Here is an 18,045-nt window from a genome sequence, read left to right on the forward strand (position 1 = left end):
TTATTTTCCTAATTGATCCTGTTCGTTTAGTCCTAGTGCACACATTTGTTGTAATTTTTGAGGATAAACAATTGCACACATCTGTTCTTTAACTATTCCTGCTAGCCAAGGTCGCTTACCAGACTGAGAGCGCCACTTAACATCTGCTTTACTCAATGTTTTGGTCTCAACCAGAGACTCGGCTGCGAGGCACCAATCTGACTCTTCTAATTGTATTAAGTATTGATATTCTTCAGCTTTTATATCGTTATTATGGGTAACCCAAGCGTAAGTATCAACAACATTTAAAGACTTTCCTCGGTGATTCTGAACCCCCAAGTGCCAATTAGGCATACCCGGTAATTGACTAATGAGTTGACGATTGACGATGCCGCCTAAATGTAACAAGGGAATCGCAATCGTTAGCCCACCAACCTTAAAGAATAGTGCTTGAAAGCGATCATCAAGAGTTTCATCAAGGCCAATAAATACCTCATCAACCAGTGCTGCTGACGATGCTAATGGGCTAGCAGCTTGGGGTAAGTTATCGGTGTCTGATGGGCTTGGTTCGACAAATTGTTGTTGAGCCAAGTCCAGTTGCTTTTGCAACTGTACAGATTGTGGGTTGATACAATCTTCAGCAAAGCATTGTTGTGGCTGCAGCAAATGGCTAAAGTATTCTTCAATCGCCTCTTGAGCATGCTTAGACATAACTTGGTTCCTCAATGATCTCTTTAAACACCTTCTTATAAGCGTCATAGCCACGACTATTGGGCGCGTAGTGACTGATAGGTGTTAAAGCTAAACTGGCGTCTCTAAATTTTGTGTCTACGGGAATATAGCCGCTACAAAAATGACTGCCATATCGAGAAGCTAATTCCTCGATTGCAATGACCGCTGCACGAGTGCGGCGATCAAACATGGTCGCAATAATATTGTAATCAAGTGTTTTGCCAAGTGACTTTTCAACCATTTTTAAGGTTGCAAGCATTCTTTCAAGTCCTTTGAGAGCAAGGAATTCCGTTTGCACAGGGATGACCAACTTTTGTGCAGCCGCCAAGGCATTGATCATTAATACCCCTAAAACTGGAGGGCAATCAATTAACACGTAGTCATAGTCATTTTCAATCGCTTGTAAGCTTTGTTTTAACTTAAGACCCATACCAAAATCATTACCCTGGGAGCGATCTAATGTTGCTAATGCCATTGAAGAAGGCATTAAATCGATGCCTTCTATTGGCGTTGAGACAATATGCTCTAAAACCATTTCACGACTGTAACTTTGTTGGTGTTTTAATAAGTCAAAGGCAGTCAAGTTTAGCTCTTCTGCTTTCACCCCTAAGTACAGCCCCAAAGAACCATGGGGATCCATATCAATAAGTAAAATACGGCTACGACGTTTAGCAATAATACCAGCTAAACTGACAGCGGTTGTCGTTTTGCCAACCCCTCCTTTTTGATTCGCAATTGCCCAAATATTCATCGCATTTCCCTATCGCGAGTAGTGATTTGTACCCCACCATGGGGCAGTTGAAAAACCTTTACGCCATTTTCATCTTCTTCCAGTAATTGGGTTTTTGCTAACACTGGTTTATTGTCTAAATCCTTTGTCGGCCGGGTAATATGAAAATGAAGTTTCACTTCTCCTTCTAGGTTTTCTAGATAGGAGTAGTATTTATCTGTATCTTTTTTAAGCCAAGCTTCAAGTGCCGGCCCCTGCTCATTGGGGGTGACCATTATCAGTCTTTTTAAGGGCTTATTTAACAAGTTATTGGCGCTTTTGAGCTCAGTACTTAAAAACCAGATATAACCTGCACTACTGATATTAAATAAAATTAATATCAGTACTAAGAAACTGGAAAGCCCCTTGTTGGCTACTGACATTGAAATTCCTTCAACAAACTGTGCGAAAAATCATCAATGGCAAAAACTTTGTCAACCAATCCTGCTTTGACTACTGCTCTAGGCATACCATAAACAACACAACTTTGTTCATCTTGGGCCCAGATATCGGCACCCGCTTGTTGCAATAAGCGGGCACCTTCACAACCATCCGCTCCCATGCCCGTCAATACTAATGCCAAGGCATCCTGTTGATAAACTCTGGAAGCTGAACCAAAAGTAATATCAACAGAGGGTTTGTAACTAATATCTTGCGCCGATTCGATAATTTTTAAATAAACTTCATCGGCCCTTTGCTGCAGTAGCATTTGCATGCCACCTGGTGCCAAATAAGCTACCCCAGGCTCTAATTTCATCCCATTTTCAGCATGGACCACATTGACCTTGCATAATCCATTAAGTCGCTCCGCAAAAGTGGGAGTAAAGGCACTGGGCATATGTTGAATCAACAATATTGGCGCAGGAAAATCCTGTGGTAATTGTGTTAACACTTTTTGCAAAGCCACAGGTCCGCCAGTTGAAGAACCAATAAGTAACACTTTGGGGCGCGATTGTTTGCTTTTATTAACTTTGGTTACTACAGACTCAGGCTTTAATGCCCCAGCCATCATTGAGTTACCAACAACCTTCCTTGAGCGTGCACTGATAGCGGCAGTGGCCAAGCCTTTTACTCTATCGAGTAAGGTTTTTATGGCCGTATGTTTATCTAAGGCAATATCTTCAAATCGTTTTGGTAAAAAATCACTTGCCCCCGCCTCTAAAGCTTCAATTGTCGCTTTTGCACCCTCATGGGTTAATGAAGAAAACATTAACACCGGTACATTGGAATCTTGCCTGATGTGTCTGACAGCATCGATACCATTGAGTTTAGGCATTTCAATGTCCATAGTAACCACATCAGGTTGGTACTGTTTCACCATTGCTAATGCCTGCAGGCCATCTTCTGCCGTCGCGACCACTTCAATGAGTGGATCTTGGTTTAAGATTTCCGTTAATCTTCTTCTGAAAAAACTGGAATCATCTACAACTAAAACCTTGACTTTCATTTAACACCCTATTGAGAGATTCTCAGTCCTTTGTAATTGGCATAATGAGCAAGTAATGCCGCCGCATCTAAAATTAACGCGATGCCGCCATCTGAGGTGATGGTCGCACCGGCCATTCCTGGCGTGCCGTGCAGCATACTGCCAAGGGGTTTAATGACAACCTCTTCTTGACCAATCAACTTATCGACCACAAAACCGACGACGAGATTACTTACTGATAAAATAACGACATGTTGTCCTTGACGCTTAAGGTCATTTTGTTCAGATGTTAACCAATCACTTAAATAAAATAAGGGTATTGCTCGCTCTCGGACCATCATGCTCAATTGACCATCAACCACATTCGTCTTATTTTTTTCCAAATTAATGATTTCATTTACATTTGATAACGGTAAGGCGAATGCTTGTTCATTCACTTTCACCATTAGAGTTGGCATAATCGCCAAAGTAAGTGGTACTTTGATGGTTAAGCTTGTGCCCTTACCTAAATTCGAATCTATCGCGACACTACCGTTGAGCTGAGCAATTCGAGTTTTCACTACATCCATGCCTACACCACGGCCTGAAATGTCTGAAATTTCTTGTTTAGTGGAGAAACCAGGCGCAAAAATTAAATTGAAAGCTTCTTGGTCGGTCATTCTCTGTGCTTCATCAGCTTCGATAACGCCCCGAGATATGGCGATTTCTTTTAACTTCTCAGCGTTCATCCCTGCACCATCATCTTCAATGGTCAACAAGATATGATCGCCTTCTTGAGCGGCACTTAAGTGAATATTACCCATGGCTTGCTTGCCGGATTGAACTCGAACGTCAGGCATTTCAATACCATGGTCAACCGAATTACGCACGATATGGATTAATGGGTCTGCCAGGGCTTCTACTAAGTTTTTATCTAAATCAGTATCTTCCCCTTCTAGGGTTAAATTAATTTGTTTACCTAACTGCCTAGAGAGATCCCTTACTACCCGGGGAAAACGTCCAAATACTTTTTTAATGGGTTGCATGCGGGTTTTCATTACCGCGCCCTGTAGGTCAGCAGTCACTAAATCTAAATTAGATAAAGGCTGTGTCATCTCCTCAAGCTCAACTTGATTGCCTATTGAAATCAATCGATTACGAACCAAAACCAGCTCGCCGACCATATTCATTATATTATCAAGTAAAGCGGTATCAACACGAATAGTTGACTCTTGAACAACGGGTTTACTGATTTCTTCTTCTTTTTTCAGCAATTTAGCTGGAGCCGGCTTTGCTGACTCAATTAAAGCCACTTCTTGCTGCAATTGTTGGTCTTTAAACTTGCCCTGTCCATGAAGTTGATCGAGTAACGCTTCAAATTCATCTTCGGATATATCTTCCGATTGCTGTGATTGAGTGAGGCTACTAAATTTGCCTGCACCATGAAGTTCATCTAAAAGTGCTTCAAACTCGGCTTCTTCAATATCATTATTCGTTGCTGATGTTAACTGGGCTGCCATTGTTGCTGTCGAGGCAGTTGCTTTGGATGGCGCTGATTTTAATTTTGCCAACATCTCATCGAATTCGTCATCGGTGAGATCTTGACTGGCTAAATCACTGCTACCCTCACCTAAAACTGCCAACATTTGCTCAAATTCATCAGCCTGCAAATGGTCAATTCCTTGGGGAGATGAGCTTTGGCTTTGGCTTTGGCTTTGGCTTTGGCTTTGGCTTTGGCTTTGAGATGATGACAAAGAAGCGTCAGTATCGTTAACTAAAAAAGCATCCAGATAAGCTAATATGTTTTCATCAGCTTGTTGCAATGGTTGATTCTGTTTTAGATTTGCAAACATTTCATTAATGCTATCAGTGATCATCAAGATAGCATCCATCACTTCGGCATTAAGAGAACATTGGTCATTTCTTAGAGCATCAAACACGTTTTCCGCTCGATGACAAGCATCCACCATAGGTGTCAGTGAAAGGAATCCAGCACCACCTTTAACCGTGTGAAATCCTCTAAAAATAGCATTTAATAAGTCACTGTCTGATGGTGACTTTTCTAAATCTACTAACTGCTCTTGAAGTGCCTCTAAGATTTCCCCTGCTTCAACTAAAAAGTCCTGCAAGATCTCTTCATCTAACTCAAAGCTCATAGTTTAATTCCGTTTAAAATCCTAATGAAGACAATAAATCATCGACATCGTTTTGTGAGTTAACCACATCACCACGCATCGCTGGATTGACTATCGGTCCTTCAGCAGCAATATTATCTGTGATCACTTGTTTGACTTTTACTTGATTACCAAACACTTTCAGCATGCCGACCAGAGATAACTCAACTTCTTTAACCAAATCAATAACTCGAGTAATTGTTTGGCCGGTAAGATCTTGAAAATCCTGCGCCATCAGCACTTCATTCAATAAGTTTCTTATTTGTGCTGAATCTGTTGAACTGCTTTTAAGTAAATCATCTAGGCTAAAACATAACTTTTTGAACTCATCTAATTGGATATTTTTATCCATTAAATTTTGCCAACTTGGTAAGATTTGTTGTAAGCCACTGTGGATGTTATCCGCTAAAGGAAGACTTTCCTCAACGGCATCCATGGTTTTATTGGCCGCCTGTTCGGTCATTCTCATCACATAACTCAAACGCTCTTCCGCGTCTGGTAAATCATTACTGGTTAGTTCAATTAGACGATTGTCTATATGAAAATTCTGCAATGCATCATGTAACTGGCGGGTTAATTTGCCCACTTCTACAAATAAGTCTCTATGCGCTTGATGAGCCAATTCATTAAACAACTGGTTTGCCAGTTGCTCTTGACCTTCTTCTAAAAGCTCAACGAGTTCCTTCGCTTTATCTAAGCTAATCGGAGTCTCAACTACTTCCATGAAATTTTCCTAAATTAGCCTAAACGCTCAAAGATCTTGTCTAGTTTTTCTTTTAAAGTGGCGGCGGTAAAAGGTTTAACAACGTAACCATTAACTCCAGCTTGAGCTGCGGTAATAATTTGTTCGCGCTTTGCTTCAGCGGTAACCATTAACACTGGAATTGATTTCAATTTATCATCACTACGGATAGCTTTAAGTAAATCTATCCCTTGCATTCCAGGCATATTCCAATCGGTCACCACAAAATCGAAATCTCCATTTTGTAACATCGGCAAAGCCGTAGTGCCATCATCGGCCTCTTGAGTATTATTAAACCCCAAGTCACGCAACAAGTTTTTAATGATCCTGCGCATTGTAGAAAAATCATCCACAATTAAGATCTTCATATTTTTATCCAAAGCAGTTCTCCATTTGCTATCTGTATACTAATTTTGATTCCATTGGGTCAGTTTACCTTTTAATTTTTTAATCGACTGACTCAATATTTGACTGACACGGGACTCACTAACATCTATAACGGCACCAATTTCTTTCAAATTAAGCTCTTCATCGTAATATAATGATAAAACGAGTACTTCCCGCTCAGGAAGTGAGCTAATTGCTTGGGCGAGTGCCTCTTTAAACTTTTCATCAGCCAACTCTTTAAACAAACAAGTAATAGGCTGTTCAACTTCGATTATTTCTTCACCACCTGTCACATCATCAAACCCAACCACTTTGGTGTTGTTTGAGTCTTGCACCATATGGCGGTAGGTCGCTAAATCAACCTCAAGATGTTGAGCGATTTCAAGCTCAGAAGCTTCCCTTCCTAGAGATTGTTCTAGTACGGTAGCCGCCTCGACAATCGCTCTTTGATTTCTATGGACGGATCTTGGCGCCCAGTCACCTTTTCTGACTTCATCTAACATAGCACCGCGGATCCTTATGCCAGCAAAAGTCTCAAAACTGGCCCCTTTAGAACCATCAAAGCGCCCTGCAGCTTCTAACAGGCCAAGCATGCCCGCTTGTAACAAGTCGTCCAGTTGCACACTCGCAGGCAATCTAGCCATAAGATGCAGCGCAATTCTCTTGACTAACGGCGCATACTGTTGAGCGATTGATTCTTTCGGGACAAACTGGGTATAGGCTGCAAGTTTATTCACTTTTCACTTCCCTTAAATTTGCAGTATTAACCAGCATTTTTTCAGCAAAAAAACCAAGATCTTTACCTTGGTTGTTGGGTCGCTCCATGGACTGTACTTTGTTTGCTAAGCCTCTATAAGCAATAGCACTGCTCGCCAGTGGATAACTTTCAACGACTAATTTTTGCTTTTTAATACATACTCTTAATGTGTCATCAAAAGGAATAATTGACAACAGTTGTAACTCTATATTTAAAAACTTTTGAGCAACGGTGTTTAGCTTATGGAATAACTCCATTCCTTCTTTCGCATTTTTCACCATATTGGGAATAATTTTAAAACGATGAACTCGATGTTCACGAGTCATCACCTTAATAAGCGCGTAGGCATCAGTAATTGAGGAGGGCTCATCACAGACAACAACAAATACTTCATGGGCGGCTCTACTAAAACGCATCACCATATCTGAAATTCCCGCAGCAGTATCAATAAGGACGACATCATAGCGAGCTTCAATAGTGCCAATTGCACGCATTAGCAGCTGTTCTTGACTGGCAGACAAAGACACCATAGCCCGTGTACCGGAGGTCGCAGCTATTACCTCAATGCCTTGTGGGCCTTTAACTATCGTTTGCTCAATATCGCAGATGCCGGCAATCACATGGGATAAGTTCTTATTCGCTCTTAATCCCAACATCACATCAACATTAGCCAGCCCTAAGTCGGTATCAATAACCAACACTTTTAAGCCTAATTTTGCTAAGGCTACTGCAGTATTAATGGTCACATTCGTCTTGCCAACCCCACCTTTACCACCGGTCACTGTAATGATTTTGGTATGATTTGAATACTGATGTAATTTCCTTAAACCTGTCGCTTGATCTTCAATCTCCATATCAAAGACCTCCAGCGGTTAAGGCCACTGATTGTGCTGGTACTTGTTGCTCAAAATCCTTTAATGCCGATTTCGCTAAGTCATAACAATTAGCCAAGTTCAGATCCTCAGGCACCCTCTGTCCATTGGTGATATAACTGATCTTCAATTGCTGTTCTATGGCAATAGACAAGGCCCCTCCAAGGGCAAAAGCTTCATCTGTTTTGGAAATAATGCAGCCACTTAATGGGATTCGACTAAATTGCTTATAAACTTCCGCTAAACCTCCACGCTGAGTGGTTGAATTAATCAGCAGGTAACTTTTGATCGGCACATTATTATTTGCGGTCAAATTATCAAGCTGTTGAGTCAGTCTTAAGTCTTTTTGACTCATACCGGCAGTATCAATCAATACCAAACGACAATTTCTAAATTGGTATAACGCTTGTTCGAGTTGGTTATAATCGTCTGCGCACTTAACGTTACAGCCTAAAATTCTGCCATAGGTTGCTAATTGTTCGTATGCACCAATGCGGTAATGATCAGTCGTGATCAGCGCCACTTGCTCTGCACCAAATTTCTGAACATATCGAGCAGCCAACTTAGCCAAGGTGGTGGTTTTGCCGACACCCGTTGGCCCAACCAACGCAATCACACCACCATTCACACTAAGGTCGCTGCGCTCGGTTTTTAACAGCCCAGCCAGTTCGTCAATTAACTGTGCCTGAATATCACCATCAACGTCTAATTGTGATACCAAATGCTCCGCTACCGCATTAGAAAAATCCAGTTCTTTAAGCTTATCGAAATACATTGAAGCAATGGGATTTTGCCTATGTTTATCATCCTTTATCAAACTTGAAACTTGGGACTGTAAAAGTTCACGCACCGTTCTGAGCTCACTTTTAATCGCTAAAATTTCATCTCTGGATACCCCTGTATCCTTAGCTGGCTCGGGTTTCTCGAAAGGATTAAATTTAACTTTGGCTGCTGGAGAATGTTGTCTTTGTAATAATTGTTCTAAGGATTCTGCAGGTTTATGCTCTGCTTCAGTGCGGGCACGTTGATAATGAGCTTGGGCTTTGCTAGATAGTGCCACTTTATCCTCTGATAAAGCTGAGGCCTTATCGATCTGGGCAGTTTCAATAGGTGAACTGGGACCTTGGGAGTGTTGCTGCAAATCGACATCATCAAAGTCAATAGCGGCAAGGATTTCAACTCCCCCAGTCACTTTTTTATTTGACATGATCACGGCATCATTGCCTAAAGCCTCTTTCACCTGCTCTAATGCACTACGCATATCCTTAGCAAAAAAACGTTTGATCTTCACGATTGCTCCTATTGTCCAACAACAGCGACAATTTTTATTTGTTTATCATCAGGAACTTCCTGATAAGAAATAACCCGCAAACTGGTTATGGTATGCTTCACAAACCTTGATAAAGTGGCACGTAACATCCCTGAAGTCAGCAAAATTGCCGGCTGACCTGCTAACTCCTGCTGCGAAGTGGCATTAGCCAAAGTTTTTTGTATGTGCTCAGCTAAGCTAGGCTCAATATTGGGCCCTTCAGAACCATTGGCTTGCATCGACTGATGCAGAATTTGTTCCAACTCCGGTGCTAAGGTAATCACAGGGATTTCCAGCTCAGGTCCGCCAAGCTCTTGCACTATCATGCGTTTCAACGCAATCCGCACTGCTGCAGTCAGTACTTCTGGATCTTGACTTTTATGCCCGTATTCAAGCAGGGTTTGTACTATTGTTCGGACGTCTCTTACAGATACCCCTTCAAACAACAGATTCTGCATCACCTTAACAACCACCCCCAAACTGAGAAGATCCGGAACCAAACCTTCCACAAGTTTCGGCGATTTTTCCTTTAGCATATCCAGTAATTGTTGAACTTCTTCATAACCTAATAATTGCGAGGCATTATTGGTTAATACTTGAGAAATATGGGTAGCCACAACCGTTGCCGCATCCACCACGGTGTAGCCAAGTGAACTGGCTCGCTCTTTTAATTCAGGGGCAATCCAAACCGCTTCTAAGCCAAATGCCGGATCCGTGGTAACCTGGCCCTCGACCGAACCAAATACTTGCCCTGGATTTATGGCCAATTCACAGTCATGGCGAATTTCTGCTTCACCGACCGCCACTCCCATTAAGTTGATGCGATAATGATTAGGGGCCAAATCGAGGTTATCGCGAATATGCACAGCGGGTACTAGGAAACCTAACTCTTGGGATAACTTTTTTCGCACGCCCTTAATACGGGCGAGTAATTCCCCTTGTTGTGCTTTATCCACTAAAGGGATCAGACGATAGCCAACTTCTAAGCCTATGGTTTCGATATGGCGAACATCGTCCCAACTTAATTCTTTGCTACTGGCTGGATTATTGGCGGGAAGTTGCTTTTGCTGTTCTTGTTCAATAGTTTGTTGTTGCTGATTTTTCTTGGTAATCCAATAACCACAAGCGACGGCTAGCAATGCCAGAAATAAGAATGCAAAGTGCGGCATTCCTGGAACTAATCCCATTAAGGCCATCACCGCCGCTGCAATATATAAAGCTTTGGGATCACTGAACATCTGGCTAAAAACCATCTGCCCCATTTGACCTGATTCATTTTGACGAGTAACCATTAATGCGGCGGCAATTGAGAGGAGTAATCCAGGGATCTGAGCCACTAGCCCATCGCCAATGGTCAACAGCGTATAAATTTCTACGGCATCATTCAGGCTCAAGTCATGTTGTGCCATACCAATGACAAACCCGCCCAAGATATTAATAATAAGAATTAAGATCCCAGCAATCGCGTCACCTTTTACAAACTTAGAAGCACCATCCATCGCACCATAGAAATCCGCTTCCTTAGTCACTTCTTCCCGTCTTAATTTGGCTTGTTCTTGATTGATGATGCCTGCATTGAGATCGGCATCAATGGCCATTTGCTTGCCTGGCATAGCATCTAAGGTAAAGCGTGCGCTAACTTCCGAAATTCGACCAGCGCCCTTGGTTACAACAACAAAGTTGATAATGATAAGGATTAAAAAGACAATTAAACCAACGGCATAATTGCCGCCAATGACCACACTACCAAATGCTTCAATAACGCTGCCGGCTGCATCGCCGCCATTATGGCCTTCCAACAACACCACACGGGTTGAGGCAACATTAAGTGCCAATCTCAATAGCGTTGCAATAAGCAGTACCGTTGGAAAAGCCGCAAAATCTAGCGGCCTAAGTGTGTAGACACTCACCAGTAATACCACTAATGCTAGGGCAATATTAAAAGAAAAGAGGATATCAAGCAGCAGAGCAGGCATGGGTAACACAACCATAGCCAAAGCGGCCACCACCACAAGTGGAGCACCCAGCGCTTGTAAATATCTAGGATCAAAGCGACTTAACTTATCTAAAGCAGCTAACTTCAACGACAACTCCGCCCTTTTATGGGTCTTATTATTATTCCTTTACAACTGCCAATATAGCATTGAATAAACGCCAGAATAAACCCAAAAAGATAAATTTATTAACAGTTTGCGAACCAAAATTAAACAAATAGCCAGCTTCGCTTAAAAAACAAACTCATCATCTAGCTTAGGGTTGCTTGGTGGTTCACTGGGGCGTTCACCTACCCCAGCTTGATACTGCTGTAACTGCATCACATAAGCCAATACTTGTGCCACAGCAGTGAATAGACCTTCTGGGATTTGCTGATTGAGTTTTGTGGTGTAATAAACCGCCCGAGCTAAGGCAGCAGAAGGGACAATAACAACCTCATGCTCTTTGGCTATTTGTCTGATTTTGAAGGCTATCTCATCTGTACCTTTGGCAACTACAAAGGGAGCCTTGGCTTTAGCCACTTCATATTTTAGTGCCACAGCATAATGCTCAGGGTTGACGATAACCACATCAGCAGTCGGCACTTCTGCCATCATTTTTCGCTGAGATATTTCCCTTTGAAGCTGCTTTATTCTACTTTTAACTTCAGGTTTACCTTCGGTATCCTTATGCTCATCCTTGACTTCTTGCTTAGTCATTTTGAGTTTACGATTGTGATCCCACAGTTGATATGGTGCATCGATCATCACAATAAACAATAATCCACAGCACAAACCTAAAAACATCAGTGCAAGGATGACCAAAGCCTCTTCTACGGCCAGCCCTAACTCAATAAGAGAAAGCTGTAAAATATGTTCAAATTGTGACGTCAATAATACATAGGCAAACCCAGCGACTACTGCGAATTTGGCAATGGCTTTGGTTAATTCAACCAAAGCCTGAATACCGAACATTCTTGCAAAGCCCTTTAACGGTGACATTTTATTGAGGGTGGGTGCCATCGCCGATGTAGAAAAGCTTACCCCTCCAAGTAGCACATTGCCGACTATCGCGGCAATAAAGACAAATATTAAAATACTCGCAAGTGGGCTAGCGATATGACTAAAGATAATGTGACCAGCGCTTAGCATCGCCTCTTGGTTGAGCAAGCTCTGCCGTTCAATCTGATAAAGATCAGCCATAATGTTGGCCAATGCATGGGCTAAGTCTCGACCGAACCATAATAAAGCAATAGCGGCTCCGATTAAAACAAAGGCCGTACCTAATTCTTTAGAACGGGCAACTTGCCCCTTCTCTTTCGCTTGCTGCAGTTTTTTTGGGGTGGGTTGTTCGGTTTTTTCTTGGGAAGATTGAGATTCACTCATATTAAAAAGTGCACTCTAATTGAACTACCTGACATATCAACTTTTGTATTTCTAACCATAGCGTTTGGTAATGCAAAAGTATTCCATCTAAAGTCAACCACAGGATAAAAAGCCCTGAAAGCATGGTGATAGGAAAACCTATAGCGAAAATATTCAATTGCGGGGCCGCTCGAGTCATCACCCCAAAGCTAAGATTAATCAATAATAACGCAGTGATCGCTGACAAGGCTAAAGTCAGTGCCCCGGCAAACATCCAAGCTCCCCAATCTACCACTTGTTTAAAAGCCACACTTGTTAAGCCGGTGGTGGCAACTGGAATCGTTTCAAAACTTTGGATTAACATCAGAATAAAGGTTAAATGACCATCCAAAATAAAAAACAATAAAGTCACTAACAATAAATAGAATTGACCAACTATCGGCACCTGTTGACCATTTGCCGGATCGACCATAGAGGCAAAACCCAATGAGGTTTGCATACCAATTAACTGGCCACCCACCACAAAAGTTTGCATAAACAGCAGCGAACAAAAACCAATCACAATACCAATTAACAGCTGCTGTAAAATAATAATAAAAGAGCTTAAACTAAACAGTGGAATTTCTGGCATAGGCCCAAGGGCGGGTGCTACTGCAAATGTGATAGTGGCACTTAACAACAGTCTAACCCTTTGTGGAGTAGAATTAGATCCGATTGTAGTGAGTACCATAAACATGGCACTGATCCGCATAAATGGCCATACATAGGCAGCTATAGAACCACTTACAAATTCCTGTAACCACTGCATCAACCAATAACCATCGGGATCTGTTCAATAAGTTGCAAGGTAAAATCCATCATGGTGCGCACCAACCAATGACCCAGCAACATCATAGCCACCAAGGTCACAAGTAGCCTAGGCAAAAAGCTTAATGTCTGTTCGTTAATTGAAGTCGCCGCCTGAAAAACCGCCACGATCAGGCCTATAGCCAAGCCTGGTAAAATAATTGCTGACGTTAGCAACACCACTACCGATAAGGCTTGCCGAAATATATCAACAAAAGCTTCTGGGCTCATGTCCCCACTCCGAAGCTTGTGGCTAATGTCCCCATCACTAGGTTCCAACCATCGACGAGTACAAATAGCATTATTTTAAACGGTAACGATACAATCATAGGCGACAACATCATCATCCCCATCGCCATCAAGATACTCGCCACCACCAGATCAAGCACCAAAAATGGCAAAAACAACATAAAACCGATTTGAAAGGCGGTTTTTAATTCACTGGTAATGAATGCCGGGATCAATATCCGCATTGGTGTTTGTTCAATCGAATCGATAGAATCAATGCCAGCGATAGAGGCAAACATATCAATGTCTTTGATACGAGTTTGCGATAGCATAAAATCTTTGAAAGGTTTTTCGCCGATATCATAGGCTTGCTGCAAGGTAATTTGTTCATCAATATAGGGTTTTACAGCCTGTTCGTATGTCTGTTCAATCACTGGAGACATAATAAAAAAGGTCAAAAACAGAGCGATTCCAACCAAAATCTGATTAGAAGGTGTCTGTTGTAAACCAATGGCTTGTCGCAAAATAGCCAATACAACGATTATTCGGGTAAAAGAAGTCACCATGATCAGCAGTGCTGGTAGAAAGCTCAGCGCCGTCATTAATAACAATATCTGTAAGGATACCGAATATTCTTCACTGCCATCATCGGCAGGCGTCATCGTTACCGCTGGGAAACCATTATCGGCATGCCCCAATGCTGGTAATAACACCAGCAGTACTAACCACCACCACTTTTTCATATTTTTATTTTTTTTGCTTTTTAAGTATTGATGCGAAATCGGGTTTATTCACTGCTAATGGTTCTTCCAACGTATCGATAAGGTTAATTTGACCAGCAGTCACTCCGATTAAATATTGCTTATTAGCAACTTCGATAACGGCAACTTTTTCTTTTTGACCTAAATTAGCAATCGCTAGGGTTTTAATTGGCCCTGAAGCCATTTGCCCTAAATTTAATCTTTTAACAATAAATGCTAAGGCGAATATTAAGCCGACCACCATAATTAGGCCAAACAGCATACTGACAAGCTGTTCAGTTGGGCTGGTTACTTTATCCGATGCAAACAAGCTAGGTGTGTATATCAAGGCACAAACTAAACTAAATTTTTTTATCATTTTAACTTCTTAATTCTTTCGGTTTGGCTTATCACATCAGTCAGACGAATCCCAAACTTATCATTTACCACGACGACTTCACCATGGGCAATCAATGTTCCGTTTACCATGACATCTAATGGCTCGCCTGCAACTCTATCGAGTTCGACAACCGACCCTTGGTTTAATTGAAGTAAATTTCTAATACTGATATTTGAACGACCAACTTCCATGGAAATCGTCACTGGAATATCCAAAATCGAATCCAATCGCTGTTGCTGCTCTTGGGTTATTTCTTCAGATACCGATTCTATGTCTTCAAGGGCAACGGCTGTTGCCTGTTCATTCTCTAAAGTTGGATCGGACATATGCTTTCCTTGTATTAATCTAATTTTTTATTTTTTGGAAAATAATTCTTATCATCGAGCAGCGGCAACTCATGAGAATTACCATCTGGCCTTTCAATTCGTTCACTGATCTTAACGGCAATATTTTCGTTACTTCTGCCAAGCTTGCCCCTAAAGCTTGGCAAATCTTCAACTTTAACCAATAAGTGCTCAGGCATTTCAATAGGTATGATATCCCCAGCTTTTAAATTGATGATTTCTTGAAGGCTGAGTTGCTTTTCAAGTAAATGAGTTGATAGCTCAACCGGTACCTCCATGATTTCCTCTTTCAATGCAGATGACCAACGAAGATCAGTATCTTGCTTATCACTTTGGACACCGGCATCAAGCAATTCCCTAATAGGCTCAATCATTGAATATGGCATCGTAATATGAAAATCACCACCGCCACCATCTAACTCAATATGGAAAGAAGAAACCACCACCACTTCCGTCGGGCTTACAATATTAGCCATTGCGGGGTTAACTTCTGAGTCAAGATACTCAAACTCCACGTTCATTACCGGGGCCCAAGCATCCTTGTAATCTTCAAAAACCGTTTTTAACATTAATTGAATGATGCGTCTTTCGGTCGGGGTGAACTCACGCCCTTCAATTTTGGCATGAAAACGGCCATCTCCACCAAAAAAGTTATCGACGAGGATAAACACTAAGCGTGCTTCCATGGTAATTAATGCTGTTCCTTTGAGTGGACGAAAACGCACCATATTTAAACTCGTTGGAACGAACAAAGAATGCACATATTCACCAAACTTAAGCATTTGCACTGAATTGATCGAGACTTCTGCAGTGCGACGCATCATATTAAATAAACTGATGCGCATGTGTCTTGCAAAGCGTTCATTCACGATTTCCAGTGTCGGCATCCGTCCACGAACGATTCGATCTTGTGAAGAAAAGTCATAGGTTACAACATTGGATTGATGAACATTTTCTTCTTCAATATTTTCTACCCCATGCAATAGGGCATCAATTTCATCTTGGCTTAATAAATCAGTCACAGCTGGGCCCTATTGCATAATAAAACCTGTAAATAGCACCCGTTCTACACTAGGGCTACCAAGGTTTTGTTGCAAAGTTTGTTGAACGGCTAATAAAGCTTGTTGGCGAAGTTGGGCTTTGCCTTCGGCTGTTTTTAATTGGCTAGCACTGCTTTGACTGAAGTTTTTTAATAGAGTGTCTTCAATCAGTGGAATATGTTTACGTACATTTATTTGATTATCTGTGCCACGGATCAGTAACTGCACTTTGATTTGTACCACTCTATCCCTTGAGCCATCTTGTAAATTAAAAGTGAAAGGTCTGGGCATAGGCACATACGTCGCATCACCGGTAATGTGCTCAATATTGGGGTTAACTGAAGCGCCACTGTCACTGCTAGGTAACGTCCAATATATTAATGAACTCAACACTGAAACACAGAACATCACAACAATAAATACGACTGCTTTATTTTGATTAATGGGGCTGCTATTACCATCAAATTTTAAGAATGAATTAGCCATAGACACTTCCAATGTAGTTATTTTTCCGATTGTTACGCATAGTAATCAATTAAACCTAATTTACCAATAGCTGTACTTGTATTCGCTGTTATTTCATCCGTTTGCGTCACTTCATCGCTGCCATGCTGTGCAAATGTACGACCCTCATCTGAGCCTTGATCACGGCCAACATGTGTATCTGCTAAAGACAATCCTTGTTGTTCAAGCATGCCTTTTAATCTTTCTAAAGATTGCTCTAACAATTCTTTGGTGTGTTGATGCTGAACCTGAAATTGCACTTGAGTTTGATCCCCTTGAACCTGCAAACGGATAACCATAGAGCCTAACTCAGGGGGATCAAGCTTGATCTCGGCCTGATTTGTGGCTTGTTGGATCATCAGTTTTATTTGATTTTGAGTCGTTTCCAACAACCGTTGCTGCACCAATTGATTGCCAATCATTGAATTGGCAGCCGCTTCTTTTAATGGCAAAGATGATGACACAGCATCGGCGCCAATTTGAGCACTGGCTTGAATCATATTGTTACTGTTCAAGCTACTCAGTGTACTGGTGGAGATTGGCGGATTTGCCGCGACTTTCACTTCTTCTATTGGCTGTTGAGGTAACTGGGATAGCTTAGAAGTCATTGCTAAGCCGTCTAAAGCCGAAGTTTTTACGCTAACGTTTTCATTGATGATTGCTGATTTGGCGCTGCGGCTCTCGCCTTCAGCTTGTTTAACCATTACATCCAAAGCGTCAGATTTAACCAATTGCTGCTCATATTTGTTCGTCGCAATCGACACAAATTGTTTGCCCTCTGGGGTAAACTCTGGCGCTAATTTGACACCATCACTGACAACTAAATCCGCTCTTAAAGCCACATCTAATGGTGCCTTTTCAATGGCAACATGGCCATTTTGAAGGGACTGTGTTGGTTGCAGCTGTATGCCCTCAATGCTGCTTGCACTGATTAAATCGGCCCTTTCCATGTCAAGGGATTGTGGTTCAGGTTGCTCATCTGGCAATAATGCCAATGTTACTGGTGATTGCGCCTCTAATGTAACATCATTTTCTAAAACTTGAGGCTGTTGCAGCTTATATTCACTGCGGCTTAAGCTGTGTTCGGATGAAAATTCTAGACTTTCGGCCTCTGGCAATGGTTGGTCTTCGAACGGCAATTGTTTGCCGCTCAGCACATTACTGTATTCAATTTGTTGCAGTAATTGTTGTGTGTCCACTTCACTAAAATCAGTGTGCCGTTGATTTATTGCAAGTGTGTCTGACTTAGGTTCCGTTGCTGCACTCGCTAATAGTTGTTGTTGACCTTGTAGTTGAATGGGATCGGTTTCTATGGCATCGCTCACATTCGCCAACAACTCAGAAAAATTGACTTGTGTTTGGGGATCTAAGTCGACACTTGCTGCATCAAATAATGGAGCGAGCATGTCGACGTTATCTAACGATACACTCATCCTAAATTACCTGTAAAACCTTGCATAGTTTCCATTTTTGATGGCC

The 18,045-nt window shown here is 41.8% G+C and carries 20 protein-coding genes; all 20 read right to left on the minus strand.

The genetic code is table 11. The features are described from left to right. The 20 genes from GFB48_RS11800 to GFB48_RS11895 all read right to left on the minus strand — a co-directional run bounded on the left by GFB48_RS11800 (position 1) and on the right by GFB48_RS11895 (position 17,999). Positions 1–690 carry a chemotaxis protein CheW gene (locus tag GFB48_RS11800; RefSeq protein WP_163935776.1) on the minus strand — a complete coding sequence of 230 codons (690 nt, stop codon included), beginning with the start codon at positions 688–690 and terminating at the stop codon, positions 1–3. Beyond that, positions 683–1,462: a ParA family protein gene (locus GFB48_RS11805; RefSeq protein ID WP_163935778.1), complete on the minus strand. Its 780-nt coding sequence runs from the start codon at positions 1,460–1,462 to the stop codon at positions 683–685. Before GFB48_RS11805 ends, GFB48_RS11800 begins: the two co-directional genes overlap by 8 nt. After that, positions 1,459–1,863: a hypothetical protein gene (locus GFB48_RS11810; protein ID WP_163935780.1), complete on the minus strand. Its 405-nt coding sequence runs from the start codon at positions 1,861–1,863 to the stop codon at positions 1,459–1,461. The genes GFB48_RS11805 and GFB48_RS11810 overlap by 4 nt, the downstream gene beginning before the upstream one ends. Continuing rightward, complete coding sequence (locus GFB48_RS11815; RefSeq protein ID WP_163935782.1) at positions 1,854–2,927, minus strand: chemotaxis response regulator protein-glutamate methylesterase; 1,074 nt, start codon at positions 2,925–2,927, stop codon at positions 1,854–1,856. Before GFB48_RS11815 ends, GFB48_RS11810 begins: the two co-directional genes overlap by 10 nt. A gap of 8 nt (positions 2,928–2,935) precedes the next feature. Continuing rightward, entirely contained in the window at positions 2,936–5,041 is a 2,106-nt protein-coding gene (locus tag GFB48_RS11820; protein WP_163935784.1) for a chemotaxis protein CheA, read from the minus strand. 13 nt (positions 5,042–5,054) lie between these two features. After that, entirely contained in the window at positions 5,055–5,783 is a 729-nt protein-coding gene (locus tag GFB48_RS11825) for a protein phosphatase CheZ (RefSeq protein WP_163935786.1), read from the minus strand. A gap of 14 nt (positions 5,784–5,797) precedes the next feature. Further along, a complete protein-coding gene (cheY, locus tag GFB48_RS11830; RefSeq protein WP_163935788.1) occupies positions 5,798–6,181 on the minus strand; it encodes a chemotaxis response regulator CheY in 384 nt (127 codons plus the stop codon). A 27-nt stretch (positions 6,182–6,208) separates the two neighbouring features. Next, positions 6,209–6,925, minus strand: a complete 717-nt coding sequence (locus GFB48_RS11835; protein WP_163935790.1) for an RNA polymerase sigma factor FliA — start codon at positions 6,923–6,925, stop codon at positions 6,209–6,211. Then, positions 6,918–7,799, minus strand: a complete 882-nt coding sequence (locus GFB48_RS11840) for a MinD/ParA family protein (RefSeq protein WP_163935792.1) — start codon at positions 7,797–7,799, stop codon at positions 6,918–6,920. The genes GFB48_RS11835 and GFB48_RS11840 overlap by 8 nt, the downstream gene beginning before the upstream one ends. A 1-nt stretch (position 7,800) precedes the next feature. Further along, complete coding sequence (gene flhF, locus GFB48_RS11845; protein ID WP_163935795.1) at positions 7,801–9,108, minus strand: flagellar biosynthesis protein FlhF; 1,308 nt, start codon at positions 9,106–9,108, stop codon at positions 7,801–7,803. Between the two features lie 8 nt (positions 9,109–9,116). Further along, positions 9,117–11,210 carry a flagellar biosynthesis protein FlhA gene (gene flhA, locus GFB48_RS11850; RefSeq protein ID WP_240464868.1) on the minus strand — a complete coding sequence of 698 codons (2,094 nt, stop codon included), beginning with the start codon at positions 11,208–11,210 and terminating at the stop codon, positions 9,117–9,119. A gap of 141 nt (positions 11,211–11,351) precedes the next feature. After that, positions 11,352–12,485, minus strand: coding sequence for a flagellar biosynthesis protein FlhB (gene flhB / locus GFB48_RS11855; RefSeq protein ID WP_163935801.1), 1,134 nt, complete (start codon positions 12,483–12,485; stop codon positions 11,352–11,354). A 1-nt stretch (position 12,486) separates the two neighbouring features. After that, a complete protein-coding gene (gene fliR, locus GFB48_RS11860; RefSeq protein ID WP_163936020.1) occupies positions 12,487–13,272 on the minus strand; it encodes a flagellar biosynthetic protein FliR in 786 nt (261 codons plus the stop codon). After that, positions 13,272–13,541 carry a flagellar biosynthesis protein FliQ gene (fliQ, locus tag GFB48_RS11865; protein WP_163935804.1) on the minus strand — a complete coding sequence of 90 codons (270 nt, stop codon included), beginning with the start codon at positions 13,539–13,541 and terminating at the stop codon, positions 13,272–13,274. The genes fliR and fliQ overlap by 1 nt, the downstream gene beginning before the upstream one ends. Next, positions 13,538–14,281: a flagellar type III secretion system pore protein FliP gene (gene fliP, locus GFB48_RS11870; protein ID WP_163935807.1), complete on the minus strand. Its 744-nt coding sequence runs from the start codon at positions 14,279–14,281 to the stop codon at positions 13,538–13,540. The genes fliQ and fliP overlap by 4 nt, the downstream gene beginning before the upstream one ends. A gap of 4 nt (positions 14,282–14,285) precedes the next feature. Next, entirely contained in the window at positions 14,286–14,657 is a 372-nt protein-coding gene (gene fliO / locus GFB48_RS11875) for a flagellar biosynthetic protein FliO (protein ID WP_163935809.1), read from the minus strand. Next, complete coding sequence (gene fliN, locus GFB48_RS11880; protein ID WP_163935812.1) at positions 14,654–15,004, minus strand: flagellar motor switch protein FliN; 351 nt, start codon at positions 15,002–15,004, stop codon at positions 14,654–14,656. Before fliN ends, fliO begins: the two co-directional genes overlap by 4 nt. Positions 15,005–15,018: 14 nt before the next feature. Then, complete coding sequence (gene fliM / locus GFB48_RS11885) at positions 15,019–16,044, minus strand: flagellar motor switch protein FliM (RefSeq protein ID WP_163935815.1); 1,026 nt, start codon at positions 16,042–16,044, stop codon at positions 15,019–15,021. 9 nt (positions 16,045–16,053) lie between these two features. Continuing rightward, positions 16,054–16,548: a flagellar basal body-associated FliL family protein gene (locus GFB48_RS11890; protein ID WP_163935817.1), complete on the minus strand. Its 495-nt coding sequence runs from the start codon at positions 16,546–16,548 to the stop codon at positions 16,054–16,056. A 32-nt stretch (positions 16,549–16,580) separates the two neighbouring features. Further along, positions 16,581–17,999 carry a flagellar hook-length control protein FliK gene (locus GFB48_RS11895; RefSeq protein ID WP_163935820.1) on the minus strand — a complete coding sequence of 473 codons (1,419 nt, stop codon included), beginning with the start codon at positions 17,997–17,999 and terminating at the stop codon, positions 16,581–16,583. Positions 18,000–18,045: the final 46 nt, after the last annotated feature.

The organism is Paraferrimonas sp. SM1919, assembly GCF_010993985.1.
Lineage (GTDB): Bacteria > Pseudomonadota > Gammaproteobacteria > Enterobacterales > Shewanellaceae > SM1919.